This is a genomic window from Streptomyces sp. GESEQ-35, assembly GCF_017948485.1.
In the GTDB taxonomy this organism is placed as follows: domain Bacteria; phylum Actinomycetota; class Actinomycetes; order Streptomycetales; family Streptomycetaceae; genus Streptomyces.
Window position 1 is genome coordinate 78,161 of record NZ_JAFFSX010000003.1, and the last position, 23,078, is coordinate 101,238.

General features: G+C 70.1%; 22 protein-coding genes and 1 pseudogene. 8 read left to right on the forward strand and 15 right to left on the reverse strand.

What is annotated here, in order from left to right; translation table 11 throughout:
• The first annotated feature begins 123 nt into the window (after window positions 1–123).
• Entirely contained in the window at window positions 124–873 is a 750-nt protein-coding gene (locus KCH87_RS07335) for an SLATT domain-containing protein (RefSeq protein ID WP_210585085.1), read from the forward strand.
• Window positions 874–1,004: 131 nt separating this feature from the next.
• On the opposite strand, the gene KCH87_RS07340 is transcribed toward KCH87_RS07335, so the two are convergent.
• The 5 genes from KCH87_RS07340 to KCH87_RS07360 form a co-directional block, all read right to left on the reverse strand.
• Window positions 1,005–2,408, reverse strand: a complete 1,404-nt coding sequence (locus KCH87_RS07340) for a M20/M25/M40 family metallo-hydrolase (RefSeq protein ID WP_210585086.1) — start codon at window positions 2,406–2,408, stop codon at window positions 1,005–1,007.
• 99 nt (window positions 2,409–2,507) lie between these two features.
• A complete protein-coding gene (locus tag KCH87_RS07345) occupies window positions 2,508–4,052 on the reverse strand; it encodes a PstS family phosphate ABC transporter substrate-binding protein (RefSeq protein WP_210585087.1) in 1,545 nt (514 codons plus the stop codon).
• Between the two features lie 147 nt (window positions 4,053–4,199).
• Window positions 4,200–6,032, reverse strand: a complete 1,833-nt coding sequence (locus KCH87_RS07350) for a serine/threonine-protein kinase (RefSeq protein ID WP_210585088.1) — start codon at window positions 6,030–6,032, stop codon at window positions 4,200–4,202.
• A gap of 82 nt (window positions 6,033–6,114) precedes the next feature.
• Window positions 6,115–6,573, reverse strand: coding sequence for a MarR family winged helix-turn-helix transcriptional regulator (locus tag KCH87_RS07355; RefSeq protein ID WP_210585089.1), 459 nt, complete (start codon window positions 6,571–6,573; stop codon window positions 6,115–6,117).
• Window positions 6,570–7,175, reverse strand: coding sequence for a type 1 glutamine amidotransferase family protein (locus KCH87_RS07360; RefSeq protein ID WP_210585464.1), 606 nt, complete (start codon window positions 7,173–7,175; stop codon window positions 6,570–6,572). Before KCH87_RS07360 ends, KCH87_RS07355 begins: the two co-directional genes overlap by 4 nt.
• Before the next feature lie 174 nt (window positions 7,176–7,349).
• On the opposite strand from KCH87_RS07360, the gene KCH87_RS07365 reads away from it, so the two are divergent.
• The 4 genes from KCH87_RS07365 to KCH87_RS07380 all read left to right on the forward strand — a co-directional run bounded on the left by KCH87_RS07365 (window position 7,350) and on the right by KCH87_RS07380 (window position 12,764).
• Window positions 7,350–8,696 (forward strand): aspartate aminotransferase family protein, encoded by a 1,347-nt coding sequence (locus tag KCH87_RS07365; protein ID WP_210585090.1) that lies wholly within the window; start codon window positions 7,350–7,352, stop codon window positions 8,694–8,696.
• 233 nt (window positions 8,697–8,929) lie between these two features.
• The gene (locus KCH87_RS07370; protein WP_210585091.1) at window positions 8,930–9,631 is read left to right on the forward strand and encodes a GntR family transcriptional regulator; all 702 of its coding nucleotides are present in this window, start codon (window positions 8,930–8,932) and stop codon (window positions 9,629–9,631) included.
• On the forward strand, window positions 9,628–12,054 hold the full coding sequence (locus KCH87_RS07375) for a dolichyl-phosphate beta-glucosyltransferase (RefSeq protein WP_210585092.1): 2,427 nt from the start codon (window positions 9,628–9,630) through the stop codon (window positions 12,052–12,054). The genes KCH87_RS07370 and KCH87_RS07375 overlap by 4 nt, the downstream gene beginning before the upstream one ends.
• A 59-nt stretch (window positions 12,055–12,113) precedes the next feature.
• Entirely contained in the window at window positions 12,114–12,764 is a 651-nt protein-coding gene (locus tag KCH87_RS07380) for a hypothetical protein (RefSeq protein WP_210585093.1), read from the forward strand.
• Window positions 12,765–12,767: 3 nt separating this feature from the next.
• Here KCH87_RS07380 and KCH87_RS07385 read toward each other — a convergent pair whose 3' ends face one another.
• The 5 genes from KCH87_RS07385 to KCH87_RS07405 form a co-directional block, all read right to left on the reverse strand.
• Window positions 12,768–13,061: a DUF3303 family protein gene (locus KCH87_RS07385; RefSeq protein WP_210585465.1), complete on the reverse strand. Its 294-nt coding sequence runs from the start codon at window positions 13,059–13,061 to the stop codon at window positions 12,768–12,770.
• A 157-nt stretch (window positions 13,062–13,218) separates the two neighbouring features.
• Window positions 13,219–13,671 (reverse strand): hypothetical protein, encoded by a 453-nt coding sequence (locus KCH87_RS07390; RefSeq protein ID WP_210585094.1) that lies wholly within the window; start codon window positions 13,669–13,671, stop codon window positions 13,219–13,221.
• Window positions 13,668–13,934 carry a hypothetical protein gene (locus KCH87_RS07395; RefSeq protein ID WP_247195869.1) on the reverse strand — a complete coding sequence of 89 codons (267 nt, stop codon included), beginning with the start codon at window positions 13,932–13,934 and terminating at the stop codon, window positions 13,668–13,670. Before KCH87_RS07395 ends, KCH87_RS07390 begins: the two co-directional genes overlap by 4 nt.
• Before the next feature lie 115 nt (window positions 13,935–14,049).
• Window positions 14,050–14,298 (reverse strand): hypothetical protein, encoded by a 249-nt coding sequence (locus tag KCH87_RS07400; RefSeq protein ID WP_210585096.1) that lies wholly within the window; start codon window positions 14,296–14,298, stop codon window positions 14,050–14,052.
• A gap of 463 nt (window positions 14,299–14,761) precedes the next feature.
• Window positions 14,762–15,124, reverse strand: coding sequence for a hypothetical protein (locus KCH87_RS07405; protein ID WP_374198973.1), 363 nt, complete (start codon window positions 15,122–15,124; stop codon window positions 14,762–14,764).
• Between the two features lie 71 nt (window positions 15,125–15,195).
• On the opposite strand from KCH87_RS07405, the pseudogene KCH87_RS07410 reads away from it, so the two are divergent.
• Window positions 15,196–16,001, forward strand: a pseudogene (locus tag KCH87_RS07410) (DUF5753 domain-containing protein).
• On the opposite strand, the gene KCH87_RS07415 reads toward KCH87_RS07410, so the two are convergent.
• Window positions 15,928–16,143, reverse strand: a complete 216-nt coding sequence (locus tag KCH87_RS07415; RefSeq protein WP_210585097.1) for a cold-shock protein — start codon at window positions 16,141–16,143, stop codon at window positions 15,928–15,930. The pseudogene KCH87_RS07410 and the gene KCH87_RS07415 sit on opposite strands and share 74 nt — an antisense overlap.
• 70 nt (window positions 16,144–16,213) lie before the next feature.
• The gene (locus tag KCH87_RS07420) at window positions 16,214–17,497 is read right to left on the reverse strand and encodes an adenylosuccinate synthase (RefSeq protein WP_210585098.1); all 1,284 of its coding nucleotides are present in this window, start codon (window positions 17,495–17,497) and stop codon (window positions 16,214–16,216) included.
• Between the two features lie 201 nt (window positions 17,498–17,698).
• Between KCH87_RS07420 and KCH87_RS07425 the strand changes: the two genes are divergently transcribed.
• Window positions 17,699–18,559, forward strand: a complete 861-nt coding sequence (locus tag KCH87_RS07425; RefSeq protein ID WP_210585099.1) for a diacylglycerol kinase family protein — start codon at window positions 17,699–17,701, stop codon at window positions 18,557–18,559.
• Window positions 18,560–18,591: 32 nt separating this feature from the next.
• Here KCH87_RS07425 and eutC read toward each other — a convergent pair whose 3' ends face one another.
• Both eutC and KCH87_RS07435 read right to left on the reverse strand, forming a co-directional pair.
• Complete coding sequence (gene eutC / locus KCH87_RS07430) at window positions 18,592–19,347, reverse strand: ethanolamine ammonia-lyase subunit EutC (RefSeq protein ID WP_210585100.1); 756 nt, start codon at window positions 19,345–19,347, stop codon at window positions 18,592–18,594.
• A complete protein-coding gene (locus KCH87_RS07435; RefSeq protein ID WP_210585101.1) occupies window positions 19,344–20,738 on the reverse strand; it encodes an ethanolamine ammonia-lyase subunit EutB in 1,395 nt (464 codons plus the stop codon). The genes eutC and KCH87_RS07435 overlap by 4 nt, the downstream gene beginning before the upstream one ends.
• Before the next feature lie 150 nt (window positions 20,739–20,888).
• Between KCH87_RS07435 and KCH87_RS07440 the strand changes: the two genes are divergently transcribed.
• Window positions 20,889–22,397 carry an APC family permease gene (locus KCH87_RS07440; RefSeq protein ID WP_210585102.1) on the forward strand — a complete coding sequence of 503 codons (1,509 nt, stop codon included), beginning with the start codon at window positions 20,889–20,891 and terminating at the stop codon, window positions 22,395–22,397.
• Between the two features lie 133 nt (window positions 22,398–22,530).
• Here KCH87_RS07440 and KCH87_RS07445 read toward each other — a convergent pair whose 3' ends face one another.
• Window positions 22,531–23,025, reverse strand: coding sequence for a GbsR/MarR family transcriptional regulator (locus KCH87_RS07445; protein ID WP_210585103.1), 495 nt, complete (start codon window positions 23,023–23,025; stop codon window positions 22,531–22,533).
• Window positions 23,026–23,078: the final 53 nt, after the last annotated feature.

Genomic DNA, 23,078 nt, shown 5'->3' on the forward strand with positions numbered 1-23,078 from the left:
AAAAGAGGCGAAAACCGGGTCTTCGCCACCCATTGGGAGGTAGGAAGGGTCAGGCGCGTCAGCATCAGGTGTCACGTGAGCGCCATGCAGGCGTCACGCACCGTGATCAGTAGGGAGTGCCGGGTGGGTCAGCCGGAGATGCAGCCCGAGGGTCGGCCTCAGGACAGGCGCGGCGAGGACGCTGCCGGGCCGCGGCCGGGCGATCTCATCGGGCGGGCGTTTCCGCCCGGGGACTGGGCCGAGCCGGCGGAACGGCTGCACGAGCTGTACCGGTGGGTGGAGCGCGGGGCGCTCGACACCGCGGCCTGGTATCTCGCGGACCGGGTGTGGAAGCGGCGGGGGGCGCGGGGGTTGCGGGCGGGCGCCGCGGTGGGGGCGGTGGCCGGGGGTGTGCTGCCCTTGCTGGATCTGACGGGGGTGATCGGCGGGGCGGCCGCGTGGGGGTATCTGGCGCTGCTGCTCGGGGTGGCCTGTGTGGCCGTCGACCGGTGCTTCGGGGTGACGTCAGGATGGATAAGGGACGTCGCGACTGCGCAGGCTGTGCAGCGGCGGCTTCAGGTGCTTCAGTTCGACTGGGCCTCGGAGAGCGTGCGCGAGGTGCTGGGGCCGACGGAGGGGACGGCGGGCGAGGCTGCCGACCGGTGTCTCGCCGTGCTGCGGAGGTTCTCCGAGGATGTGACGGAGTTGGTGCGGGCGGAGACGGCGGACTGGATGGTGGAGTTCCGGACGGGGTCCGCGCCGATGGGGATCCAGTCGGCGGTGGCCGGAGGCGCTCGGGGCGAGGGGGCTGTCGTGCAAGGTCGGTTCCCGATGTCGTCGGGGGGCTCCGCGCGGCCGAACATGCCTCGGCAGCGGCCGCCGGAACCGCGGTGAGTTTCGCCCCCGCCGCCCTTACCCGTCCCATCCCTGGGGGCTGCGCCCCCAGACCCCCATCGGCCTGAACGGCCTCGTCCTCAAACGCCGGACGGGCTGGAATGCGCGGACCGGCGTCTTGAGGTGGACGGCTACGACTGCGGGTTCGGAAATGCCACCGGGCTCCTGTTCCCCGCCCGGTTGACCGCCCTCACCCCGAAGAACACGTTGTCCTTGGACAGGTCCACCTCGTACCCCGTCACGTCCCCCACCGGGATCACATGCGTCCAGTCCGGGGACGTCGTCTCACGCCAGACGACCTCGTATCCCGCGAGGTCCGGTTCCGTGCCCCTCGTCCACACCAGTTCGGTCGAATTGGTCAGCGTGGCCGTGATGATCTTTGCGCCCGTCGGGGCGCCGGGAGCCTGGGCCAGGGTCCAGAGGGTGGCGGCGTTCACCCGGGCCACCCTTTCGATGAACGGGAAGTCGCAGAACTCGGGCAGGTCGCCGTACTGTTTGCCCGTTTCGTCGACGCGTACGTCCTGGTGCTGGTGGGCGTAGTCCTCGGTCGGTTCGGTGAAGCGGGCGGCGGGATAGGCGCGTTCGAGGAACGGGATGTGGTCGCCGCCCCGGCGGTAGCGGTCCCGGCGGTAGATCACACGGACGTGCATCCCCGTCGCGTCGTTGTCCGCGACGTCACGGACGAAGCGGGCCAGCTGGCGGGTCGCGGAGTCGTTCTCACCGCCCACCGAGCGCCGTAGCGCCGCCTGTTCCGGTGTCTCCGAGGACGGCACGCCCTCCGCGAACAGACGGATCGTGTACGGGTCCACCGTGCCGTCGTCCGCCTTCGGGCTGCCGACGATGTCGTTGGTGAACATGCCCTGCACATCGGTCCCCGCCGACCGGTACTGCTGCGCCATGTGGGCCGCCCCGAACAGCCCCTGCTCCTCCCCCGCCACCGCGGCGAACACGATCGTCGCGGCGGGCCTGCGCCGGGCCATCACCCGCGCCAGTTCCATCGCCACGGCCACGCCCGACGCGTCGTCGTCCGCGCCCGGCGCGTCCGAGGTGGCGTCCATGACGTCGGTGACGCGGGAGTCGTAGTGGCCGGAGACGACGTACACGCGGTCCGGCGTCACCGAGCCGCGCAGGGTCGCCACGACGTTGGTGATACGGGTCGCGACCGGGATACGGGGCCCCGGCTCCTGGATGTACGACTGGAGCTCCACCGTCATACGGCCGTCCGAGCTCGCGGCGTACTTGCGCAGTTCCGCCGCGATCCAGTCCCGGGCCGCGCCGATCCCCCGGACCGGGTCGTCCTGGACGGAGAGGGTGTGGCGGGTGCCGAAGGAGACCAGTTTGCGGACCGTCGACTCGATGCGGGTCTCGGATATCTCCCGCAGCAGGGCCCGGAGTTCGCGTGTCGGCGGCTGTGCCGTCGCCGGGCCGCCGCCCCCGGACGCCGGCGCCGCCTCCGCCCCGCCGGCCGTTCCCAGTGCCGCCGCGCTCGCCGCCGTCGCGGTGAGCACCGTTCTTCTGGAGGGGCTGGGGCGCATGTCGTCTCCCGTGGCCGATGCGAACGAACCGGCACCCATCGTTGTGGACGCGTCAAGTGCGGCGCAAGGGGGCCTGCCGGGCGGAGAGTTGAGGGTGTGTCAGTCGTCGCGGCAGAGCTGCTCGCCCGCCGTCGTCGAGCAGGGCACGTGACCGTGGCTGCGGATCACGATCTGGCCGTGGTTCCGGACGTAGTTGAGGAAGCTGGCGGCGAGGGAGCCGGGGGGCGGGGAGCCGTAGGTGTAGGCGTACTCCACTCCGCGATACGGGTAGGGGCTGCCGTTGTGCTCGATGGCGTCGACGTCGGCGAGGTCGCCGTTGAGGGCCACGAGCCTGACGCCCTTCTCGTCGGTCGCCTGGTTGAGCTCGCTGAAGCCGATGGCGCCCTGGGTGGCGGCGACCGTCCTCAGCACGTCCTCCGTGGAGTTGAGTTCGCAGCGCACGGGGGCGGACCTGTCGCCCTGGAGGTCGCAGTCCAGTGACGTGGTGGGCACGCCCTCCCACCTGCCGTCGAGCACCCGGTCCTGGAAGATCTGCCGGGTGCCGGAGTCGGCGTTCCGGCTGACCAGGACGACACGCCGGTGCGGCAGCGACGGGTCGAGCTCGTCCCAGTACCCGATCTCCCCGGAGTAGAGGCGCCGGACGCTCGTCAGGGACAGGCCCTTCGAGAGGTCGAGGCCGTCATGGGCGACCAGTGTGAAGACGGACAGGGCAATGGGCTCGGCCTCCAGGGTGCGGCCGGCGCGTGCGCTGCGGCCGTCCGAGAACGCGAGCATGGAAGCCCGGGTCTTCGCCGACTCACCCTCCAGGTCCTCGAGTTCATCGACGCCGGCCGAACTGCCGCGCGCCTCGACGTCGATGTCGGAGCCCTCGCAGTCCTTCTTGTACTCCTTGGCCAGGTCCTGGACGACGGGCGCGAAGGCGGTGGAGCCGGTGACCGTGAGCTTGCCCTTCTCGCAGCCCAGCGGGGGCGGATTGTCGTCGCGGGCGATGACGATGGCGGCGAGGAGGACGACGGAGACGGTGAGCATGATGGTGATCACCCGGGCCGCCCGGCTGAACAGCGGCGGCTTGTCGTCCGGCAGCGCACCGCGGTTGGGACGCACCACACCGTCCCGGATGCCGCCGACGAGCTTGATGTCCGCGCCCACGTCACCGCCGGACAGCAGCACGAGCAGCTTGAAGTACTCGCCGCGGTTGAGCGGGACGCGCGGGATGCGCAGCTTGTTGCCGTCCTCGTCGTAGCCGAAGCCCGAGTGCGGCGTGAAGTGGCTCATCAGGTGGTCGGTGCCTGCCGGCTGGGTGACCGACACACCGTGGATGTTCCGGTCGGTGAACTCCACGGTGAGGCCGTTGAGTTCACGACTCGTGTAGTCGTCGAGGCCGATGCTCTCCGAGCCGTCGTTCTCGATGCGCAGCAGTACGAGCGTCCCGTTGGCCATGTTGGGCGCGTCGAACGAACCGAGCCGGACGTTCGGACGGCCCGACTGGAAGTCGTCGCCTATCGGGTTGTCCATCTGGACGCGGTAGCCGATCCGCTTGCGCCGCGGTATGTGACGCTCGTACCACACCATGACGGCCGAAGCCACGATGCCGACCATGGCGGTCGAGACGGCGACGACGTTCTCTGCGCTCAGCCACTCCACTGGGTGCCCCCGCAACTCCCAGAACCGGACAATTTCCGGTCACTGTACGGTCGCGGGCTGTGATACTCCGTTTACGTCCGCAGAAGTTCGCTTGACATTCAACCAACGCACAGTGCCTTCAACAGGCGCACACGGAGAGGGACTTGGTCACTGCCGCGCGTAGGTCAGCTTCTCCCCATTGCTCGTGGTCACCCGCTCCAGACGCCCGTCCGGGAGCAGCGTCAGCTCGGTGGCGGCACCCGGTGTGCAGGAGGTGGCCGGTTCACCGACGGTGACGGTCGAGGGGCCGATCTCCAACGGGCCGTCCGTGCCCGGCTCTTCGGTCAGCTGCGCCTGGAACACACAGTGGTAGTCCGAACCGTCGGCCGCGAGCGAGAGCACCGTGTCGCCCACCTCGCCCTGCTGGACGGTGAGCCGGCGGGTGTGACGCCCGGCGTCGTTGTCGATGGTCGCCGACCAGGTGCCCAGAAACGCGGTCGGGATCACACCGCCGGCGGGCGCCGAGGTGGCCGGGGAGGACTCCGGCGCCGTCGTCGGACCGGACGAGGCGGGGGCACTCACACTCGGGGACTCGGTCGCCTTGCCGTCGTTCGCGTCGTCGCCGCCGCCGTTCATCAGCGCGAAGACCGAGCCACCGGCGGCCAGCGCGACCACCAGGGCGATCACGACGAGCAGCACGGTGGAACGCCCGCTCTGGCGCGGCGGTTCCTGGGGTGCGCCGGGCCCGTACGGCGGAGTGGGGCCGTAGGGCGGGGTCGCGCCGGAGCCGCTGTACGGGTTGTACGGGGCGCTGTAACTCCCCTGCTGCTGCGGGTACCCGTAGGCCGGAGGCTGCGGGTGCTGCTGGGGATAGCCGTACGCGGGGTGCGGCGTCGGCGCGGGCGGAGGCGTCTGGGCTCCCGGACCGGCGACCATGGTGGGCAGGTGGTTCAAGGGGCTGCCGCCGCCCGGCTGCCCCGGCGGAGGCGGGGCCTGTACGACCGTAGGAGGGTCGTCGTCCGCGGCCGAAGCGTGTTCAGGAGACGCCTCGGGCGATGCCTGAGGGGACGCCTCCGCCGCCTCCGGATTCTCCGTCTCCAGCAACTGCACGGCGTGCCGCCCGAGTTGGGCCACCAGCGCACCGGGCAGCCAGGGATCGCGCGACCGCCCGTCCGAGACGGTCTCCTCGACGCCCGTACGCTCCAGGATCTCGTCGAGCGCCGGCCGCGCCGCCGGATCCTTGCGCAGACAGTGCCGTACGAGATCGGCGACGCCCTCCGGCACGCCTTCCAGGTCGGGTTCCTCCTGGGCGATGCGGAACATCAGGGCGTGGACACCGCTGTTGGCGGTACCGAAGGGGAGGTTGCCGGTGGCGGCGTAGGCGAGGATGGAGCCGAGGCAGAAGACGTCGCAGGCCGGGGTGATCCGGTCCCCGCGCACCTGCTCGGGCGCCATGAAACCGGGTGAGCCGACGAGCGCGCCGGTACGGGTGAGCCCGCCGTCCGTCACGGTCTCCATCGCCCGGGCGATCCCGAAGTCGATGACCCGGGGCCCGTCGATGGTGACCAGCACATTGGACGGCTTCAGATCGCGGTGGACGATCCCCGCCGCATGGATGTCCTTGAGCGCGTGCGCGAGCCCGGCCGCGAGGATCCGTACGGACCGCTCCGGCAGCGCCCCATGATCACGACCGACGACCTGCTGGAGGCTGGGCCCGGCGACATACCCGGTGGCGACCCAGGGCACGGCGGCCTCGGTGTCGGCGTCCAGCACGGGCGCCGTCCAGTACCCGCCGACCTGCCGCGCGGCCTGCACCTCCTGCCGGAAGCGGGCCCGGAACTCCTCCTGCGCGGCCAGCTCCTCCCGTACGAGCTTGACCGCGACGGTCCGGCCACGATCCGACCGGGCCAGATACACCTGCCCCATGCCGCCCGCGCCCAGCCGCGCCAGCAGCCGGTACGCCCCGATCCGCGGTGGATCCCCGGCCCCCAGTTTCTCCATCGCCGCGCCGCCTTCCCCCGATACGCGCTGTGCAACAGATCAAAGATAGTGCGGGGATACGGGGAGGCGAGTGGGGCGGCGTCTACGGTTCCGTAACGGGCGGACCCACTTGTTCGAGGACCTTCGACAGCCGTTCCAGGAGGCGTACGGCGTCGGCGAGTTCACGCTCCCCGAATGCCTCCGCGAGCCGGTCGGCGAAGACGGTGTGCCCGGGGTCGATCCGGCGGACCGCCGCGTACCCCTCCTCGGTCGGTGCGAGGAGTTTGGCGCGGCGGTGGGCGGGGTTGGGCCGGTACTCGGCGAGTCCGCGCTCCACCAGCAGGTCGGCGATCCGCTGGACGCTCTGCCGCGTGATGCCCATGTCCCGCGCGATCCCGGAGACGGTGAGCGGTTCCCGCAGCACCGCGCCGAGCACCTGCCACCAGGCGGCGGTGAGCCCGGCGGGCCGCGCCAACTCCTCTGCCACGGCGAGGAACTGACCGTTGAGCCGGAAGACCCCGAGGGCGCTGCGGCTGAGCAGATCCTGCCGCTCCCTGCTCACGCCGCTCCCGCCTTCGCGAGCACGGCGTACGCCTCCGCGTCCGAGTCGTGGAACAACCGGTACCAGGCGTCGAGCAGCTCGCCCTCGTACACCCCGAGGAGCCGGAAGATCTCCCGGGCGAACGCGACGGGTTCGGTGGGTCCCGCGGTGACGAGGTTGCCGTCGGTCACGGCGTCTGCGTCGACGTACCGGTCGCCGCCCTGATACCCGGTGGCGGCGAGATAGAAGGAGACGGCGCTGGTGTGGGCGCGGTCGTCGAGCAGGCCCTCGCGGGCGAGTCCGGCGGTGCCTCCGCAGATGGCGGCGACGCGGACGCCGGCGTCGAGGAACTCCCGCGCCGTGCGCGCGAACGGCGCGAGGTCGTCGCTGGTGTCCCACAGGTCGGCGCCCGGGAGGATCAGCAGGGAGCTGCCTTCGGGGTGTACGTCGGCCAGGGCGAGGTCGGGCTGGATACGGAGTCCGCCGACGCTGGTGACCGGCTCACGGGTCGGGCCGACGGTGCGGATCTCGTACCCGGCGCGGGCGAGGTGGGCGGTGGCGTGACCGGGCTCCCAGTCGGCGAGGGTGTCGTAGACGGCGAGGTGTACGGGCTGCTTGTGCATGGCTCCTCCTCGGCATTCCCTTTTGCTCGATGACAGCATGCTGTCACTTACGCAGCATGCTGTCAATATCCCGAAGGAGAGTCGCCGGTCGTCGACAACCTGTCGCGGAAAGCGTCGTCCCACAGACAGGACGCCGATACCGCTTCCGTATCGCGGACATTTACGCTCGCCCGCATGACCCCTCAGCCAAACCCCGAGGTCGGCGCCGCCGTGAAGGCCGCGGACCGTGCGCATGTCTTCCACTCCTGGTCCGCGCAGGAGCTCATCGACCCGCTCGCCGTCGCCGGCGCGGAGGGGTCGTACTTCTGGGACTACGACGGCAACCGCTACCTCGACCTCACCAGCGGCCTCGTCTACACGAACATCGGCTACCAGCACCCGAAGGTCGTCGCCGCGATCCAGGAACAGGCCGCGAAGCTGACGACGTTCGCGCCCGCGTTCGCGATCGAGGCGCGGTCGGAGGCGGCACGGCTGATAGCCGAGCGGACGCCGGGCGACCTGGACAAGATCTTCTTCACCAACGGCGGCGCGGACGCCGTGGAGCACGCGGTGCGGATGGCCCGGCTGCACACGGGCCGCCCGAAGGTGCTGTCGGCGTACCGCTCGTATCACGGTGGTACGCAGCAGGCGGTGAACCTCACGGGTGACCCGCGCCGCTGGGCGTCGGACACCGGGACCGCCGGGGTCGTGCACTTCTGGGCACCCTTCCTCTACCGCTCCCGTTTCTATGCGGAGACGGAGGAGCAGGAGTGCGCGCGGGCCCTCGAACACCTGGAGACGACGATCGCCTTCGAGGGGCCGTCGACCGTCGCCGCGATCATCCTGGAGACGATTCCGGGGACGGCGGGGATCATGGTGCCACCGCCGGGATATCTGGCGGGCGTCCGTGAGATCTGCGACAAGTACGGGATCGTGTTCGTCCTGGACGAGGTCATGGCCGGGTTCGGGCGGACCGGCGAATGGTTCGCGGCGGACCTGTTCGACGTCGTACCGGACCTGATGACCTTCGCGAAGGGCGTGAACTCCGGGTATGTGCCGCTGGGCGGAGTCGCGATCTCCGGGGCGATCGCGGAGACGTTCGGGAAGCGGGCGTATCCGGGTGGGCTGACCTACTCCGGGCATCCGCTGGCCTGCGCGGCCGCCGTCGCGACGATCAACGTCATGGCCGAGGAAGGGGTCGTCGAGAACGCGGCCAAGCTGGGCGCGGAGATCGTGGAACCGGCCCTGCGAGAACTGGCCGAGCGGCACGCCTGCGTGGGCGAGGTGCGCGGCGTCGGCATGTTCTGGGCACTGGAGCTGGTGAAGAACAAGGAGACCCGCGAACCGCTGGTGCCGTACAACGCGGCCGACCCCGCGATGACCGCGTTCGGCTCCGCCGCGAAGGCGGCCGGCATCTGGCCCTTCGTGAACATGAACCGCACGCACGTCGTGCCGCCGTGCAATGTGAGCGAAGCCGAGCTGAAGGAGGGGCTGACGGCGTTGGACACGGCGCTGGCGGTGGCGGACGAGTACACGGAGTAGGGCAGCCACAACCAGCCCGTCCGGCGTTTGAGGACGAGGCCGTTCAGGCCGATGGCGGGGGTCCGGGGGCGCAGCCCCCGGGGACGGGACGGGTAAGGGCGGCGGGGGCGAAATCAGCTCCACGGTCACCCCCGCCGGGACGGCGCCCCGCCGAACCCGAACGCGTAAGGTGGCGTGCTCGTAGTCATATGCGTGCACGCCAACCCAACGCGACGTAGGGAGACGCCCCGACCATGCCCGGCAGCCCCGGCAACGGCTCCGTGACCCGCAGCACCCTGCGGCAACAGATCGCCGAAGCGCTTCGCGACGAGGTGCTGGCGGGGCGGCTGAAGCCGGGTCAGGAGTTCACGGTGAAGGAGATCGCCGACCAGTACGGCGTCTCCGCCACCCCCGTACGCGAGGCACTGGTCGATCTCTCCGCACAGGGCCTCCTGGAGGCCGACCAGCACCGCGGCTTCCGCGTCCACGAGTACTCCGTAGCGGACTACCGAGGCATCCTCGAGGCCCGCAGCCTGGTCACCGACGGCATGTTCCTGGCCCTCGACGCCGGCCACATGGGGTACGTGAACAACGACGACGCCCGTGCCGCCGCCGTTCTCGCCGGGGTACGCCGCCGCGGCGAGGAGGCACAGCGCGCGGCGACCGCCGGTGACGTCAGCGTCCTGATCGGCTACGACCTGCGCTTCTGGAGAGAGCTCGGCAACCTCTTCGGCAACCCCTACCTCACCGACTTCCTGCACCGGCTGCGCGTGCAGTCCTGGGTGTGCGCGGTCCAGCACCTGCGCCGGGTGACCGACCTGCGCGGCCACCTGTGGTCGGGCCACACCGAGCTGGTCGACGCGCTGGCCCGCCGCGACACCACCGAGGCACGCGCGATCGTCGCCTCCTACAACGCGGACTCCCTCGCCCTCATCGAACGGCTGGCGGCCGGATGAAGGGCCCTGCCGCCCCCGTGGACCTCTCCGTCGTCATCCCCGCCTACAACGAAGAACGGCGTCTCGGCCCCACCCTCGACGCCATCGCCGGCTACCTCGGCGAGGACGAGGGCCGCTGGGGCGACTGGGAGATAATCGTCGCCGACGACGGCTCCACCGACGGCACCCGGGACCTGGTCACCGAGCGGCACGACCCCCGCGTCCGGCTCGTCGCCGGCCCCCGCAACCGCGGCAAGGGCCACGCCCTCCGCCTCGGCGTCGGCGCCTCCCGCGGCCGCCGAATCCTGGTCACCGACGCCGATCTGGCCGCCCCCATCGAGGAGTTGGAGCGGCTCGACAAGGCGTTCAGCGAGGGCTACGCGGCCGCGATCGGCTCACGTTCCGTGCCCGGCGCGACGATCGGAGACCGCCAGCATCCGCTGCGTGAGCTGCTCGGCCGCGCGGGCAACGTACTCATACGCCGGATAGCCGTCCCCGGCATCCGCGACACCCAGTGCGGCTTCAAGCTGTTCGACGGCGACCGTGCCCGCGAGGCCTTCGCCGACTCCCGCCTCGACGGCTGGGGCATCGACGTCGAGGTCCTCCAGCACTTCAGCCGGTCCGACTGGCCGGTCGCCGAGGTCCCGGTGCGCTGGTCGCACCAGTCGGGCTCGAAGGTCGGCGCCCTCGACTACGGCCGCGTCCTCGCCGAACTCGCCCGTCTCAAGGCCCGCACGCTCCGCCCGGCCGACGCCCTGGCCGTAGCGTTCTTCCTCCTGATGGCGGTCGTCCTCTACTCGGGCCGCTTCTTCGACCCGGACCACCGCTACCTGCCGGACTCCATGAGGGACCAGAACCAGTGGGAGTGGTTCTTCGCGGTGACGGCCGACAACGTCGCCCACTTCCGCAACCCCCTCTTCACCGACCTCCAGGGCTTCCCGGACGGCGTGAACCTCATGGCCAACACGGTCATGCTCGGCCTGTCGGTCCCCTTCGCGCCGCTGACCCTGCTCGCGGGCCCGGCGATCTCCCTCAGCGTCGTCATGACGCTGGGCCTCGCCGCCACCGCCGCCGCCTGGTACTGGCTGATCGTGAAACGGGTCGTACGCCACCGCGCCGCGGCCTTCGTCGGGGCGTCCCTCGCGGCCTTCGCCCCGCCGATGGTCAGCCACGCCAACGCGCACCCGAACTTCATCATCCTGTTCATGATCCCGCTGATCATCGACCGTGCCCTGCGCCTGTGCGCGGGCACCCGGGTCGTACGGGACGGGATCGTGCTGGGCCTGATGGCGGCGTACCAGATCTTCCTCGGCGAGGAGCCCCTCCTCCTGGCGGCCATCGGCATGCTGCTGTTCGCCGCCGCCTACGGAGTCGTACGACGAGATGTGGCGAAGACGTCCTGGCGCCCCCTCCTCAAGGGCCTGCTGATCGGCGCCACGGTCTGCCTCCCCTTGGTCGTCTACCCCCTGGCCTGGCAGTTCTACGGCCCGCAGAGCTACCACAGCGTCCTGCACGGCGACAACGCGGGCAACAGCCCGCTGGCCCTGCTCTCCTTCGCGGAGCGCTCGCTCATCGCGGGAGACGCGGACACGGCGAACGCCCTCTCCCTCAACCCCACCGAGCAGAACGCCTTCTACGGCTGGCCGCTGGTCGCCCTCGCCTTCGCGATCGTCGTACGGCTGTGGGAGCACACCCTGGTCAAGGCGCTGGCGTTCACGGCGGTCGCCGCGGCCTTCCTCTCCCTGGGCCCGGAGTTCCGCATCCCGCTGACGGACGTCGTCCTGCCCGGCCCCTGGGCGCTGCTCGCCGAGAAGCCGCTGTTCGAGTCGGTCATCGAGAGCCGGGTGGCGATGGTCTGCGCACCGGCGCTGGGCCTGCTGGTGGCGCTGGCCGTGGACGGACTGGCCGCCACCCGCCCCAGGACCACGCAGTACGTCGGCTTCCTCGGCGTCTGCCTCGCCCTGCTCCCCCTCGTCCCCGCCCCGCTGAAGGCGGTGGACCGCGCGGAGGTGCCGGCGTTCATCGCGGACGGGACCTGGAAGTCGTACCTCGGAAAGGGCGAGTCACTCGTCCCGGTGCCCCTCCCGGATCCCGGCGACGCGGAGGCCCTGCACTGGCAGACGGTCGCCGACATGGACTTCAAGCTCCCCGGCGGCTACTTCAACGGCCCCTACGGCGATGACCGCACCGGCATCTACGGCGCCGCCCCCCGCCACACCTCCAATCTCCTGCGGGAGGTGCGCTACACCGGCGAGGTTCCCGAGATCGGGGAGAACTGGCGCGAGGTGGCCCGGCAGGACTTCGAATTCTGGAAGGCCGGCGTGCTGGTGCTGGCGCCGCAGCCCAACGACGGCAAGCTGCGCGAGACGGTGGAGAAGCTGGTGGGCAGCCCTGGTAAGTGGACCGGCGGGGTGTGGGTATGGGACCTGCACGCGGGGAGCTGATCGGCACCGCACCGACTACTGTTCCTCTGTTCCTCCGAGTCGTTTCGAGGAGACCTCCTTTGGCCTGTGACCTGTGGCTGGTACCGCTTGTCGATGTGTTGTGCCACACCCCCGACAACCCGTTCGCCGAGGAACTCGCGCAATACAACAAGGTGCTGGCGGAGGCCGGGCTGCCACCGGTGCCGGTGTACCAGTACATGCCGGGCCTGACCGGCGAGGTCGCCCCGGTGGCCGGCTTCGACTACGACGCGCTGCACTTCCTGCGCCGCGTCTACCTGCTCCAGATGTGCGGCCTCCCGGTGACGCCGGTGGACGACCTCGGCGGCGACTACGAACAGCTCCTGGAGATGTTCGAGACGACGGCCCAGCAGTCGCACCTGGTCTGGCACTACGACCATGCGGGCGCGTACGTCCCGGTCGAGTTCCCGCACCCGCTGTCGAGCGACGAACTCCTCGCGGGCGGCGGCCCGTTGGGCTCCTCGCAATCGCTGCTGCGCGAGCTGGAGTTCGTAGCGGCCTCGATCGGCATCGACCCGGCCAACCCGCCGGCCGCGCCGCAGGCCCCACTGGCCCCCACGGAGCTGGAGGAACCGGCGGTCCCCGCCCCCTACGACCCCAGCCCCTTCGCCCGCGAACGGCACGTCTGGCTGGGCCTGCACGCGGCGGCGACGCGGAGCCTGGCACAGGGGTCGATGATCATCTTCAGCTGAGGGTCAGCGGCCCAGCGCCGAAAGCCCCTTCTGAAGGTCCTCCGGGTTCATGACCGGCGTGTACGAGACATCGGCACCGAGCTCCAGGAAGAACGGCTCGGCGATCGCCGGCATCTGGGAGCTGTCCTGCATGTCGAAGACGAGGAAGCAGGTGCGGTGGCCGTTGTCGGCGGTGAAATAGGCCGCCTCCGGCTTGACCTGCTCCATGGAGGACTGCATCAGCTTCCCCAAAGTGCCATTCCGTATGGCCTCGTTCGACCTCTCCGTGTCGAATTGTGCCCTGAGCAGAACGCGCATCGCACTCACCTTCTTCTTGTCGACGCACGACCGGTGCGGCCGCACGGCACGCACACTTTCAGGGTATGCCTATATGCCACATTCCGGGCGAACGGGGCGAATCAGCCGGGGCGGGCAGGGAGTCGGAGGTTGCCTGCCCGCCCCGGCCCGGGTGCCGTCAGTTCTGCTCGACGATGCGGATGGCGCGGATGCCGGTACCGCGATAGCGCGTAGGCGTCCTGGTCAGGACGGGGCGACCTCGCGGCCACTCGACGGTCGGCAGAGCGAGGTGCAGCACGTGAGCGCCGCTCCAGTCGGGCTCGCCCTTCCCGCTCTGCTCCTCGTCCCCGACGGCCGCCGTCCGGAGCCGCTTACCCACGGCGGTCGCCGCCACGAAGTCGAGCCCCTCGATGTTCACGGAGGGCAGCGCGCCCAGATGCTCGGCGACCCCGGCCCGCTCCTGCTCGGCAGCGGCGAGGCTGAGCGCCGGGATGTAGACCCGTAGGGCCGGGTCCTTCTCGGCCTCGACGACGAGCCGCGAGGCCATGCTGTTCCCTGCCCCGAGGGCAAGCGCGGCCGTGTCGTCAAAGATGACGGCACGCGGCAGCGGATATCGGTCCTTCTCAGTCACTGGACCTCCCCGATCCGCCCGGCCTCGAGGTCGGCCCACAGCTTCTCGCCGGCCTTCTCGTCCTCCTCGGTGTACGGCCTGCCGAGGAAGTGCTCCTCCACGTACGCCTTGGTCTCCTCGTACCGTTTGCGCAGCTCTTCCTTGGTGGGCGTGGCCCCGGCCAGTTCCGCCAGGAGGTCCCGCATGCTCATCCCCCGCTCCCTGGCCAGCTCCTGAAGGCGGTCTCGGACAGCGGGGTCGACCTTGATCGTGGTGTCAGCCATGAGCACAGTATACTGGCGGTATACCACCTCGGGGCGTACGAGTGTGACGGTCATCGACTCTCCGTTTCTTTCGATGGGCCCGGCGCGCGAATGCGGGCCGGGAGTCTGTGTGTGCCTACGCGGGCACCGGACGCCCACTCCGCAACCGGTCCTCGACGAGGGCGCGCGCCGAGCGCACCGGCTGCGGCGGCCAGCCGTACACCAGCGCCGCCCGCACCTGGGCACTGCTGGCCCCTCGCGCCCACCGTTCCTCGACGAGCGGCGCGAGCCGCAGCGCCTCGGTGGCGTCGAGTGTGAGCCGGGAATCGATCAGCCCGAGCGAGATGAGCAGCTGCGCGGCGAGCGCGGTATGCCTGCTCGGCACGTGCCGATCCCGGACTTTTTCGGTTTCACCCATTGGTGGCTCGACTTCGCACGGGGCGTCGAACACCTTGTAAACGAGGGGGAGTTGACCCGCCTCCCCATCCCCGGGCACCACCCGCCGCAGATACCGCGGTTCATCCAGCTCACGCAGGGCGGCGGCGATCCGAGCCCGATCCTGCGGGCACTGCGCGGCAAGGCCGCCCGGGAGGGTCAAAAGGTACGTCAGTGCGCTCACCGCGCACCGGGAGATGCGCCGGTAGCGGAGGAGGGCCGCCAAGAGGCCTGAAAAGACGCGCGCAGGCGTCGTACGATGAAAACGCATCCGGAGGGTCTTCTCCTGGTGTCAAGCCCCCGGGTGTTGGCGCACCGCGGGGGCATTTCGTTCGTTGGGCGTGACTCTACGGGCACGCAGAGCGACGAATGCAAGCCGAAACCACCTTTTCCCAGGCGGAAGTTCATGTTCTTCACCCCTGCGAGTGAAGGGCGGTGCGCAGCAGGAGCGTGTGTACGAGGTGGTCGGCAGCCGTCGGGCGGTAGCGCCAACTCAAGGGCCAGGTCAGGCCATTGATCGCCGGAACCGGGATGTACGAGACGTGGTCCGGGCCGGCGGTGAGGCGGGTGACGCCGACGGGCCACGGGCGGTGAGACGTACTGCCGACGGGCACGAGGAAGTAGACCCCGCGGCGTCCGGTTGCCGTCTCGACGATCGGCCCCGGATCACCGCCGGTCATCCGGGCGAGACGGTCAGCGAGGGTTCGGCCATCCTCGCCGTCGATCCTGAGGGCGTCGAACTGGACGCCTGCCTTGCGGAGTTGGACGCCGGTCACCGGGGCACAGTTGTGTGGCGACGTCGGCAGTTGTGACCGGTTGAGTTCGGTTGAGTTCGGAGGTGACCGCAATGGCGCGGGCGGAGAACAAGACGGAGGCAGGCGGTACGGCCCACATGGTCGCCGCCCTGGCGAAAGCGCTGCGGAAGCAACAGGGGCTGTCACAGCCGCAGTTGGGCGATCTGCTCGGGTACACGGCATCGGCGGTGGGTTGGGCGTCTTCCAGAAGGCGCGCAAATGGATGCTGCTGGAGAAGTACCCCACACGCTTCCGCGGGTTCTCGGAGTTGGAGGCCGGGGCGATCACGCTCTGCTCGTACATGACGCTGGTGGTCGACGGCCTGTTCCAGACGGAGGACTACGCGCGGGCGCTGATCGGCGGCAGCTATCCGCCCGTGTCCGAGCAGAAGCGCGAAGAGCTGGTCGAAGCGCGGCTCGCCCGCCGGGCACTCTTCGACTGGAACTCCGCCCCGTTGATCGAGCTGATCCTCGAAGAGAGCGTGCTGCGGCGGCCGTTCGGCAGCTGGGAGATTCTGCGCGGGCAGCTGCGCTCGCTCGCCGAGGACGCCCGGAGGGACAATGTCTGTGTGCAGGTGCTGCCCCTGGACCGCGGATTGCGCGGAACGTACGCGGGCGACCGCGGCGCCATGAAACTCGTGGAGACCAAGGACCACCAGCACGTCGTCTACATGGAGATCGAGGACCAGGGCATTCTGATCAGCGATCCGGCCGAGGCGTCCCAACTGGCGCACCGCTATGCGAGGATCCGCGCACAGGCCCTGAGCCCCGACGAATCACTGGACCTCAGTCGGCGACGACAACCCGGAGAGCTCGGTACTGACAGCCGTCCTGTTCGCCGGACTCCCATTCCAGGGTGACTTTCTGGCCCGCGGCGAGGGAACGGAACCCCGGCATCTCCACGGCGGAGAAGTGCGCCCAGCATCCTCCGGGCGTCTCGCCGGAGTCGAGGACTCCCCAGCCCTGCTCGTCGTCCCATTCACGAACCGTCGCCCGAGTCATGAGGGCATCGTGACAGGCCCGCGCCCCCGGCCGGGCACTGGCCTCGCCGGGGGCGCGTTCATCTTCCCTGTCAGAGGAACGAGTTGATCTCGATCGTCTCGTCCCGGCCCGGGCCCACGCCGATCGCGGAGATCGGGGCGCCGGACATCTCCTCCAGCGCCTTGACGTAGTCCTGGGCGTTCTTCGGCAGGTCCGCGAAGGTCTTGGCCTTCGAGATGTCCTCCGACCAGCCGGGCAGCATCTCGTAGATCGGCTTCGCGTGGTGGAAGTCGGACTGGGAGTACGGGAGTTCCTCGACGCGTCGGCCGTCGATCTCGTACGCGACGCAGACCGGAATCTGCTCCCAGCCGGTCAGGACGTCCAGCTTGGTGAGGAAGAAGTCCGTCAGGCCGTTGACCCGGGTCGCGTACCTTGCGATCACCGCGTCGAACCAGCCGCAGCGGCGGTCACGGCCGGTGGTGACACCGCGTTCGCCGCCGATGCGACGCAGCGCCTCGCCGTCCTCGTCGAAGAGCTCGGTCGGGAACGGGCCCGCGCCGACTCGGGTCGTGTACGCCTTGAGGATGCCGATGACTCGGCTGATCTTCGTCGGGCCCACGCCCGCGCCCGTGCAGGCGCCGCCCGCTGTCGGGTTCGACGACGTCACGAACGGATACGTGCCGTGGTCGATGTCCAGCAGCGTGCCCTGACCGCCCTCGAAGAGGACGACCTTGTTCTCCTCCAGGGCCCGGTTGAGGACCAGGACCGTGTCGGCGACGTACGGTTCGAGCCGGTCGGCGTAGGTCAGCAGCTCCTCGACGACCTGGTCGACGGCGATCGCGCGCCGGTTGAAGAGCTTGGTGAGGATCTGGTTCTTGATGTCGAGGGCCGCCTCGACCTTCTGGGTGAGGATCGACTCGTCGTAGAGGTCCTGGACGCGGATGCCGACGCGGTTGATCTTGTCCGCGTAGGTGGGGCCGATACCGCGGCCGGTCGTGCCGATCTTCCGCTTCCCGAGGAAGCGTTCCGTCACCTTGTCCACCGTCACGTTGTACGGCGTGATGATGTGAGCGTTTCCGCTGATCAGGAGCTTCGACGTGTCGACGCCGCGCTCGTTCAGCCCGTTCAGCTCGGAGAACAGGACCGACGGGTCGACGACGACACCGTTGCCGATGACCGGGGTGCACCCCGGGGACAGGATTCCGGAAGGGAGGAGGTGCAGGGCGTACTTCTGATCGCCCACGACTACCGTGTGGCCGGCGTTGTTGCCGCCCTGGTAGCGCACCACATAGTCGACGGAGCCGCCTAGCAGGTCCGTCGCCTTTCCCTTGCCTTCGTCACCCCACTGAGCACCGAGCAGCACAAGTGCGGGCACGCGCGTACACCCCTTCCGGGCGGGGCATGTCCAAGGTCAGGGGCGTACGCGACATTGACTGTGCCTCGCACAGCCTGTTTCGTACACCGGCGGCCTTCGTTGGCCGCAACCCGTCGGACCGGATGCCCCGGAATAGACGAAGCCCCTGGCGCAATAGCGCAAGGGGCTCTTGCACAAAGATGCTACCCGAGGAAGCGAGGCATGACCGAGGTGGCGACTTCTCCGACGTCCGAACAGCTGCTGGTGGTGGTCGACCCGGTCGCCCGTCGGACGGACGCAGAGTCCGTACGGATCGCGAAAGACGTGCTCAGCGCGGGTGCCACGACGAAGGTCTGCCTGCCCGACGGTCCGGAGGAATTCGCCCGGGCGCTGGCCAGGCGAGGGGCACGGCGCCCGGTCGTGGTCGGCGACGACCGGGCTCTGCTGCGGGCCGTGTCCCTGCTGCACCGGCAGCGGGATCTGGCCGGATGTGCGCTGTCGGTGGTGCCGGTGGGCGGTGTGCTGTCCCTGGCCCGGTCGCTGGGGGTGCCCACGGGGGCGGTGGCGGCGGCGCGGGCCGTGCTGGACGGGGTGGAACGGCGACTGGACCTGCTCGTCGACGACAGTGACGGTCTGGTCCTCGGTGCCCTGCGGATTCCGCCGCTGCCCTTGCGGGAGCCCCCGGCGGGGGCGACGGCCCTGTCGTCCTCCGGGCATCCGTGGCTGCGGACGTGCCAGTCGCTCGTACGGACGCTGGCGTCGCGGCCGGGACGGGTCGTGTCCTCGGGTCCCGTGCCGGGGCCCGCACGGCTGCGCGTCGAAGTCGACGGGGTGACCCTGGTGGATCTTGACCAGCCGGTGGAGGCGGTGTCCGTCATGCCGGGGAGTGCGGGGACGGCGGAGGTGGAGGTACGGCCGGCCTCGGTGGGCGCGGAGGCGTCACCGTTGCGGGCGGTGGGGCGCGCCATCACGGTGTCCGGGGCCGACTTCCGCTACCGGGCGGACGCGGTGGTGAGCGGGCCGGTGCGGACGCGGACGTGGACGGTGTGGGAGGGGGCTTGGGGGCTGACGCTGCCGGGGTGACCGGGCGGGCCCGATGTGGCCAGAGGTGATTCCTACCCGGGCAACGCGTCCGACTCGTCCTTCAGCCCCACGCCGGTGAGCCCCAGCTCCCGCGCCCTCCCCATCAGCCCCGCCAACTTCCCTGCCGCCCCCTCGTACGACAGCCCCAGCGGCGGCCGGATGTTGGACAGGCAGTTGCGGTCGGCGTCCGTCGTGACGCCCGGCTTGGGGCGGTACGTCAAGTACGCGCCCAGCGAATCGGCCGCTGACATCCCCGGGCGTTCGCCCACCAGGACGACCACCATCGACGCGCCGACGGCCGCCGCGATGTCGTCGCCGAGGGCGACACGGGCCTGCTCGGCGAGGACGACGGGAGCGATCCGGAAGGTCGGCACGCGCACGACCGTCTCCCGCACCACCGCCGCCGCATGCTCGTGCACCGCCCGGCTGGACAGCCCGTCCGCCACGACGAACACCACGTCCCACTCCCCCACCGGAAGGTGCGCCCGGTCCGTCGAGTCCAGCCGTCGGCCCAGGTCCGGGCGTTGGAGGTAGGTGAGCCGGTCGGGGGCCGCGCTGCGCACCCGTACCGTCGGCATGCCCAGCAGCTGTGCCGCCACCGCCTCCGGGTCGAACGGCGAGTGCACCGCGTCCCGGGCCGCCGCGTGCGCGGACTGGAGTTCCAGGCGGTGGCGGGTCGGCAGTCCGGAGCCCGACCGGCCGAGGCCGATCCGGGCCTGGGTGTGGCGTCGTAGCGCCGACCACAGGGCCAAGTCGCCTGCCAGCGGCTGTACTTGACTGTCCGTCATGCCGCCAGCTCCCTTCCGATGGCCGTCAGCGGGTGCCCCGTGCCGGACACGTCCCGGATCGCGCCCCGTTCGTCCAGCAGCCCGATGGACTCCAGCCATGCCTCGAACTCCGGCGCCGGGCGCAGCCCCAGCACCTCTCGCAGGTACAACGCGTCGTGGTACGAGGCCGATTGGTAGTTGAGCATGATGTCGTCGCCGCCGGGCGTGCAGATCACGAAGGACGCCCCGGCCACGCCCAGCATCGTGAGCATGGTCGCCACATCGTCGTCGTCCGCGTCGGCGTGGTTCGTGTAGCAGATGTCCAGGCCCATCGGCAGGCCGAGCAGCTTGCCGCAGAAGTGGTCCTCCAGGGCGGCGCGGAGGATCTGGCGGCCGTCGTACAGATACTCCGGGCCGATGAAGCCGACCACGGTGTTCACCAGGAGTGGGTCGTAGCGGCGGGCGACCGCGTACGCCCTCGCCTCCACCGTCTGCTGGTCCACACCGTGGTGCGCGTCGGCGGACAGGGCGCTGCCCTGGCCGGTCTCGAAGTACATGACGTTCCGGCCGGCCGTGCCCCGGTGCAGGGCCCGCGCCGCCTCGTGCGCTTCGTCGAGCAGGCCGAGCGTCACGCCGAAGGACGCGTTCGCCGCCTGTGTTCCCGCGACGGACTGGAAGACCAGGTCGACGGGGGCGCCGCGCTCCATCAGGTCGACGCTGGTGGTGACGTGGCAGAGCACGCACGACTGGGTCGGGATGGAGTACCGGCCGATCACCCCGTCGAGCAGCTCCAGCAGGTCCCGTACCGCCTTCGGGCTGTCCGTCGCCGGGTTGATGCCGATCACCGCGTCGCCGGAACCGAGCAGCAGACCGTCGAGGAGGGCGGCCGCGACACCGGCCGGATCGTCGGTGGGGTGGTTGGGCTGGAGGCGGGTCGCCAGGCGTCCCGGCAGTCCGATCGTCGACCGGAACGCCGTCACCACCCGCACCTTCCTCGCCACCGCGACCAGGTCGGCGTTCCCCATCAGCTTGGACACGGCCGCGACCATCTCCGGCGTCAGCCCGGGCGTCAGCGCGGCCAGCGTCCCCGCGTCCGCCGCCTCCGACAGCAGCCATTCCCGGAACTCGCCGACCGTCAGGCCGGCCACCGGCGCGAAGGCCGCGGCATCATGGCCGTCCATGATCAGCCGGGTCACGTCATCGGTCTCGTACGGAATCACCGGCTCGGCCAGGAACTGCGCCAGCGGCACTTCCGCCAGCGCCCAGCGCGCCGCCACCCGCTCCCGCGCGCTCCGGGCGGCGAGCCCGGCCAGGCGGTCGCCGGATCGCTCGGGGCTCGCGGCGGCGAGGAGGCGGGCAAGGGAGTCGAAGCGGTAGCGCTCGCCGCTGAGGGTGGAGGTGTGGGCGCTCATGCCGGTGACCGTACGAGCCACGTGTTGCCGCCAGATTTCTAAAGGTCTGGTTGACAAGCATTTAACATCCCGACATCCTTGCCCGACTCATTCGAGGCGCAGAGTTCCGGTCCAGCACACCAGCCGACCAGCAGGAGAGGGGCCAGCCCGATGGCAGTGGACGAGGGAGTCGCCCCAGCGGCGAAAGCAAGCGAAGACAGCGCCGTTCACCGGCTGAAGCCCAACGCCATCGGCCTGCTCGGCGTGGTCTTCATGGCCGTCGCGACTGCCGCGCCGATCACCGCGATGACGGGCAACGTGCCCTTCATGGTGTCGTCAGGCAACGGCATCGGCGCCCCGGCGAGCTATCTCGTCGCAATGGTCGTACTGGCAATCTTTTCCGTCGGCTTCACCTCGATGGCGAAGCACATCACGTCCACCGGCGCCTTCTACGGCTTCATCTCGTACGGCCTCGGCCGCTCCGTCGGTCTGGCGTCGGGCCTCCTCGCCACCTTCGCGTACGTCGTGTTCGAGCCGGCGCTGATCGGCATCTTCTCGACCTTCGCGACGGACACGCTCAAGGACCAGACGGGAGCCGACATCCCTTGGTGGGCGTTCGCGATCCTGATGCTCGCCATCAACGCGACCGGCACCTGGTTCGGCGTCTCGCTCGCGGAGAAGCTGCTCGTCGTACTCCTGGCCACCGAGGTGACGATCCTCGCGGCCATGGCGATCTCGGTCGCCCTCCACGGCGGCGGCCCGGACGGCTTCAGCATCGACCCGGTCAACCCGGTGAACGCCTTCCAGGGGACCAGCGCCGGGCTCGGGCTCTTCTTCGCCTTCTGGTCGTGGGTCGGCTTCGAGTCGACGGCGATGTACGGCGAGGAGTCCCGCAACCCCAAGAAGATCATCCCCAAGGCGACGATGATCTCCGTCCTGGGCGTCGGCGTCTTCTACGTCTTCGTCTCCTGGATGGCCATCACGGGCAACGGCGAGGCGAACGCCGTCAAGGTCGCCACCGACAACCCGCTGGCCCTCTTCTTCAACCCCACCGAGCAGTACGTCGGCCACTGGGCGGTCGTCGTCATGCAGTGGCTGATGATCACCGGGTCCCTGGCCTGCGGCATGGCCTTCCACAACTGCGCCGCCCGCTATATGTACGCGCTCGGCCGCGAGGGCGTCCTGCCGTCCCTGAAGAACACCATCGGCCGCACCCACGCCCGGCACGGCTCCCCGCACATCGCGGGCCTCGTCCAGACGGGGGTCACCGGGGTGCTGCTCGCCGCGTTCTGGATCGCGGGCAAGGACCCGTACACCGGTACGTACGTCCTGCTCGCCATCCTCGGCACCATGGCGATCCTCGTTGTCCAGGCCGTGTGCTCCTTCGCGGTGCTGGCGTACTTCCGCTCGCACCACCCCGAGAGCCGCCACTGGTTCAGGACCTTCACCGCCCCGCTCGTCGGCGGCGTCGCGATGCTCGCCGTGGTGGTGCTGCTCGTGTCCAACATGGGCGTGGCGGCCGGGCCCGAGTCCGGGTCGCTGGTGCTGAAGGCGACGCCGTGGCTGGTCGCGCTGATCGCGGTGGGCGGCATCGGCTACGCGCAATACCTCAAGAAGCGCTCGCCGGAGCGCTACCAACTGCTCGGGCGGACGGTGCTTGAGGAGACGAAGGAGCGGTAACTCCCAAGCTGGTCGGGTGGGTTCGGCAGCGCCCCGAAGGGGCGCGGGACTGTGTCGATGTGCGGCTCCGCCGCGTGGGCGCGACCAGCCACGACGGACCCGCAGACGACGCAGCGGCCTTCCAGCGGAGCGCCTAGTCACCGAACAGCTGTTGGCGGTGCTCCCGCCAGCGTCCCATCATGGCCGAGACCTCGCCCTCGATGAACTCGAAGAAGGCGAGCGTCTCGGCCATGCGCCGTCCGGCCGGCGTATCGACGCCGAGGCTGGTGACGCCTTCGCGCAGGGCACCTTCCCACCGCTTGATGACGGCCTCGCGGTTGGTCAGGGCCTCGTACCACTGGTCGCCGTGCACCCGGTAACGCTCCCGGCGCGAACCGGGCTCCCGCTCGCGCGACACCATGTGTGTCTGGGCCAGGTAGCGCACCGCCCCGGAGACCGCCGCGGGGCTGATCTGCAACTGTTCGCTCAGTTCGGCGGAGCTCATCACCCCGGCGTCGGAGGACAGCAGCGCCGCGAAGACCCGGGCGGCCATGCGCTGCATCCCGGCCTCGACGAGCTGCGCCGCGAAGGACTCGACGAACTTCGACACGGCTTCCGCGTCCCGGCCGACCTCCACTGATTCCGTCATACCCACATCCTATCCGGGGTTCATACGCTTCCTTAACTTCACAAATTTCTGAA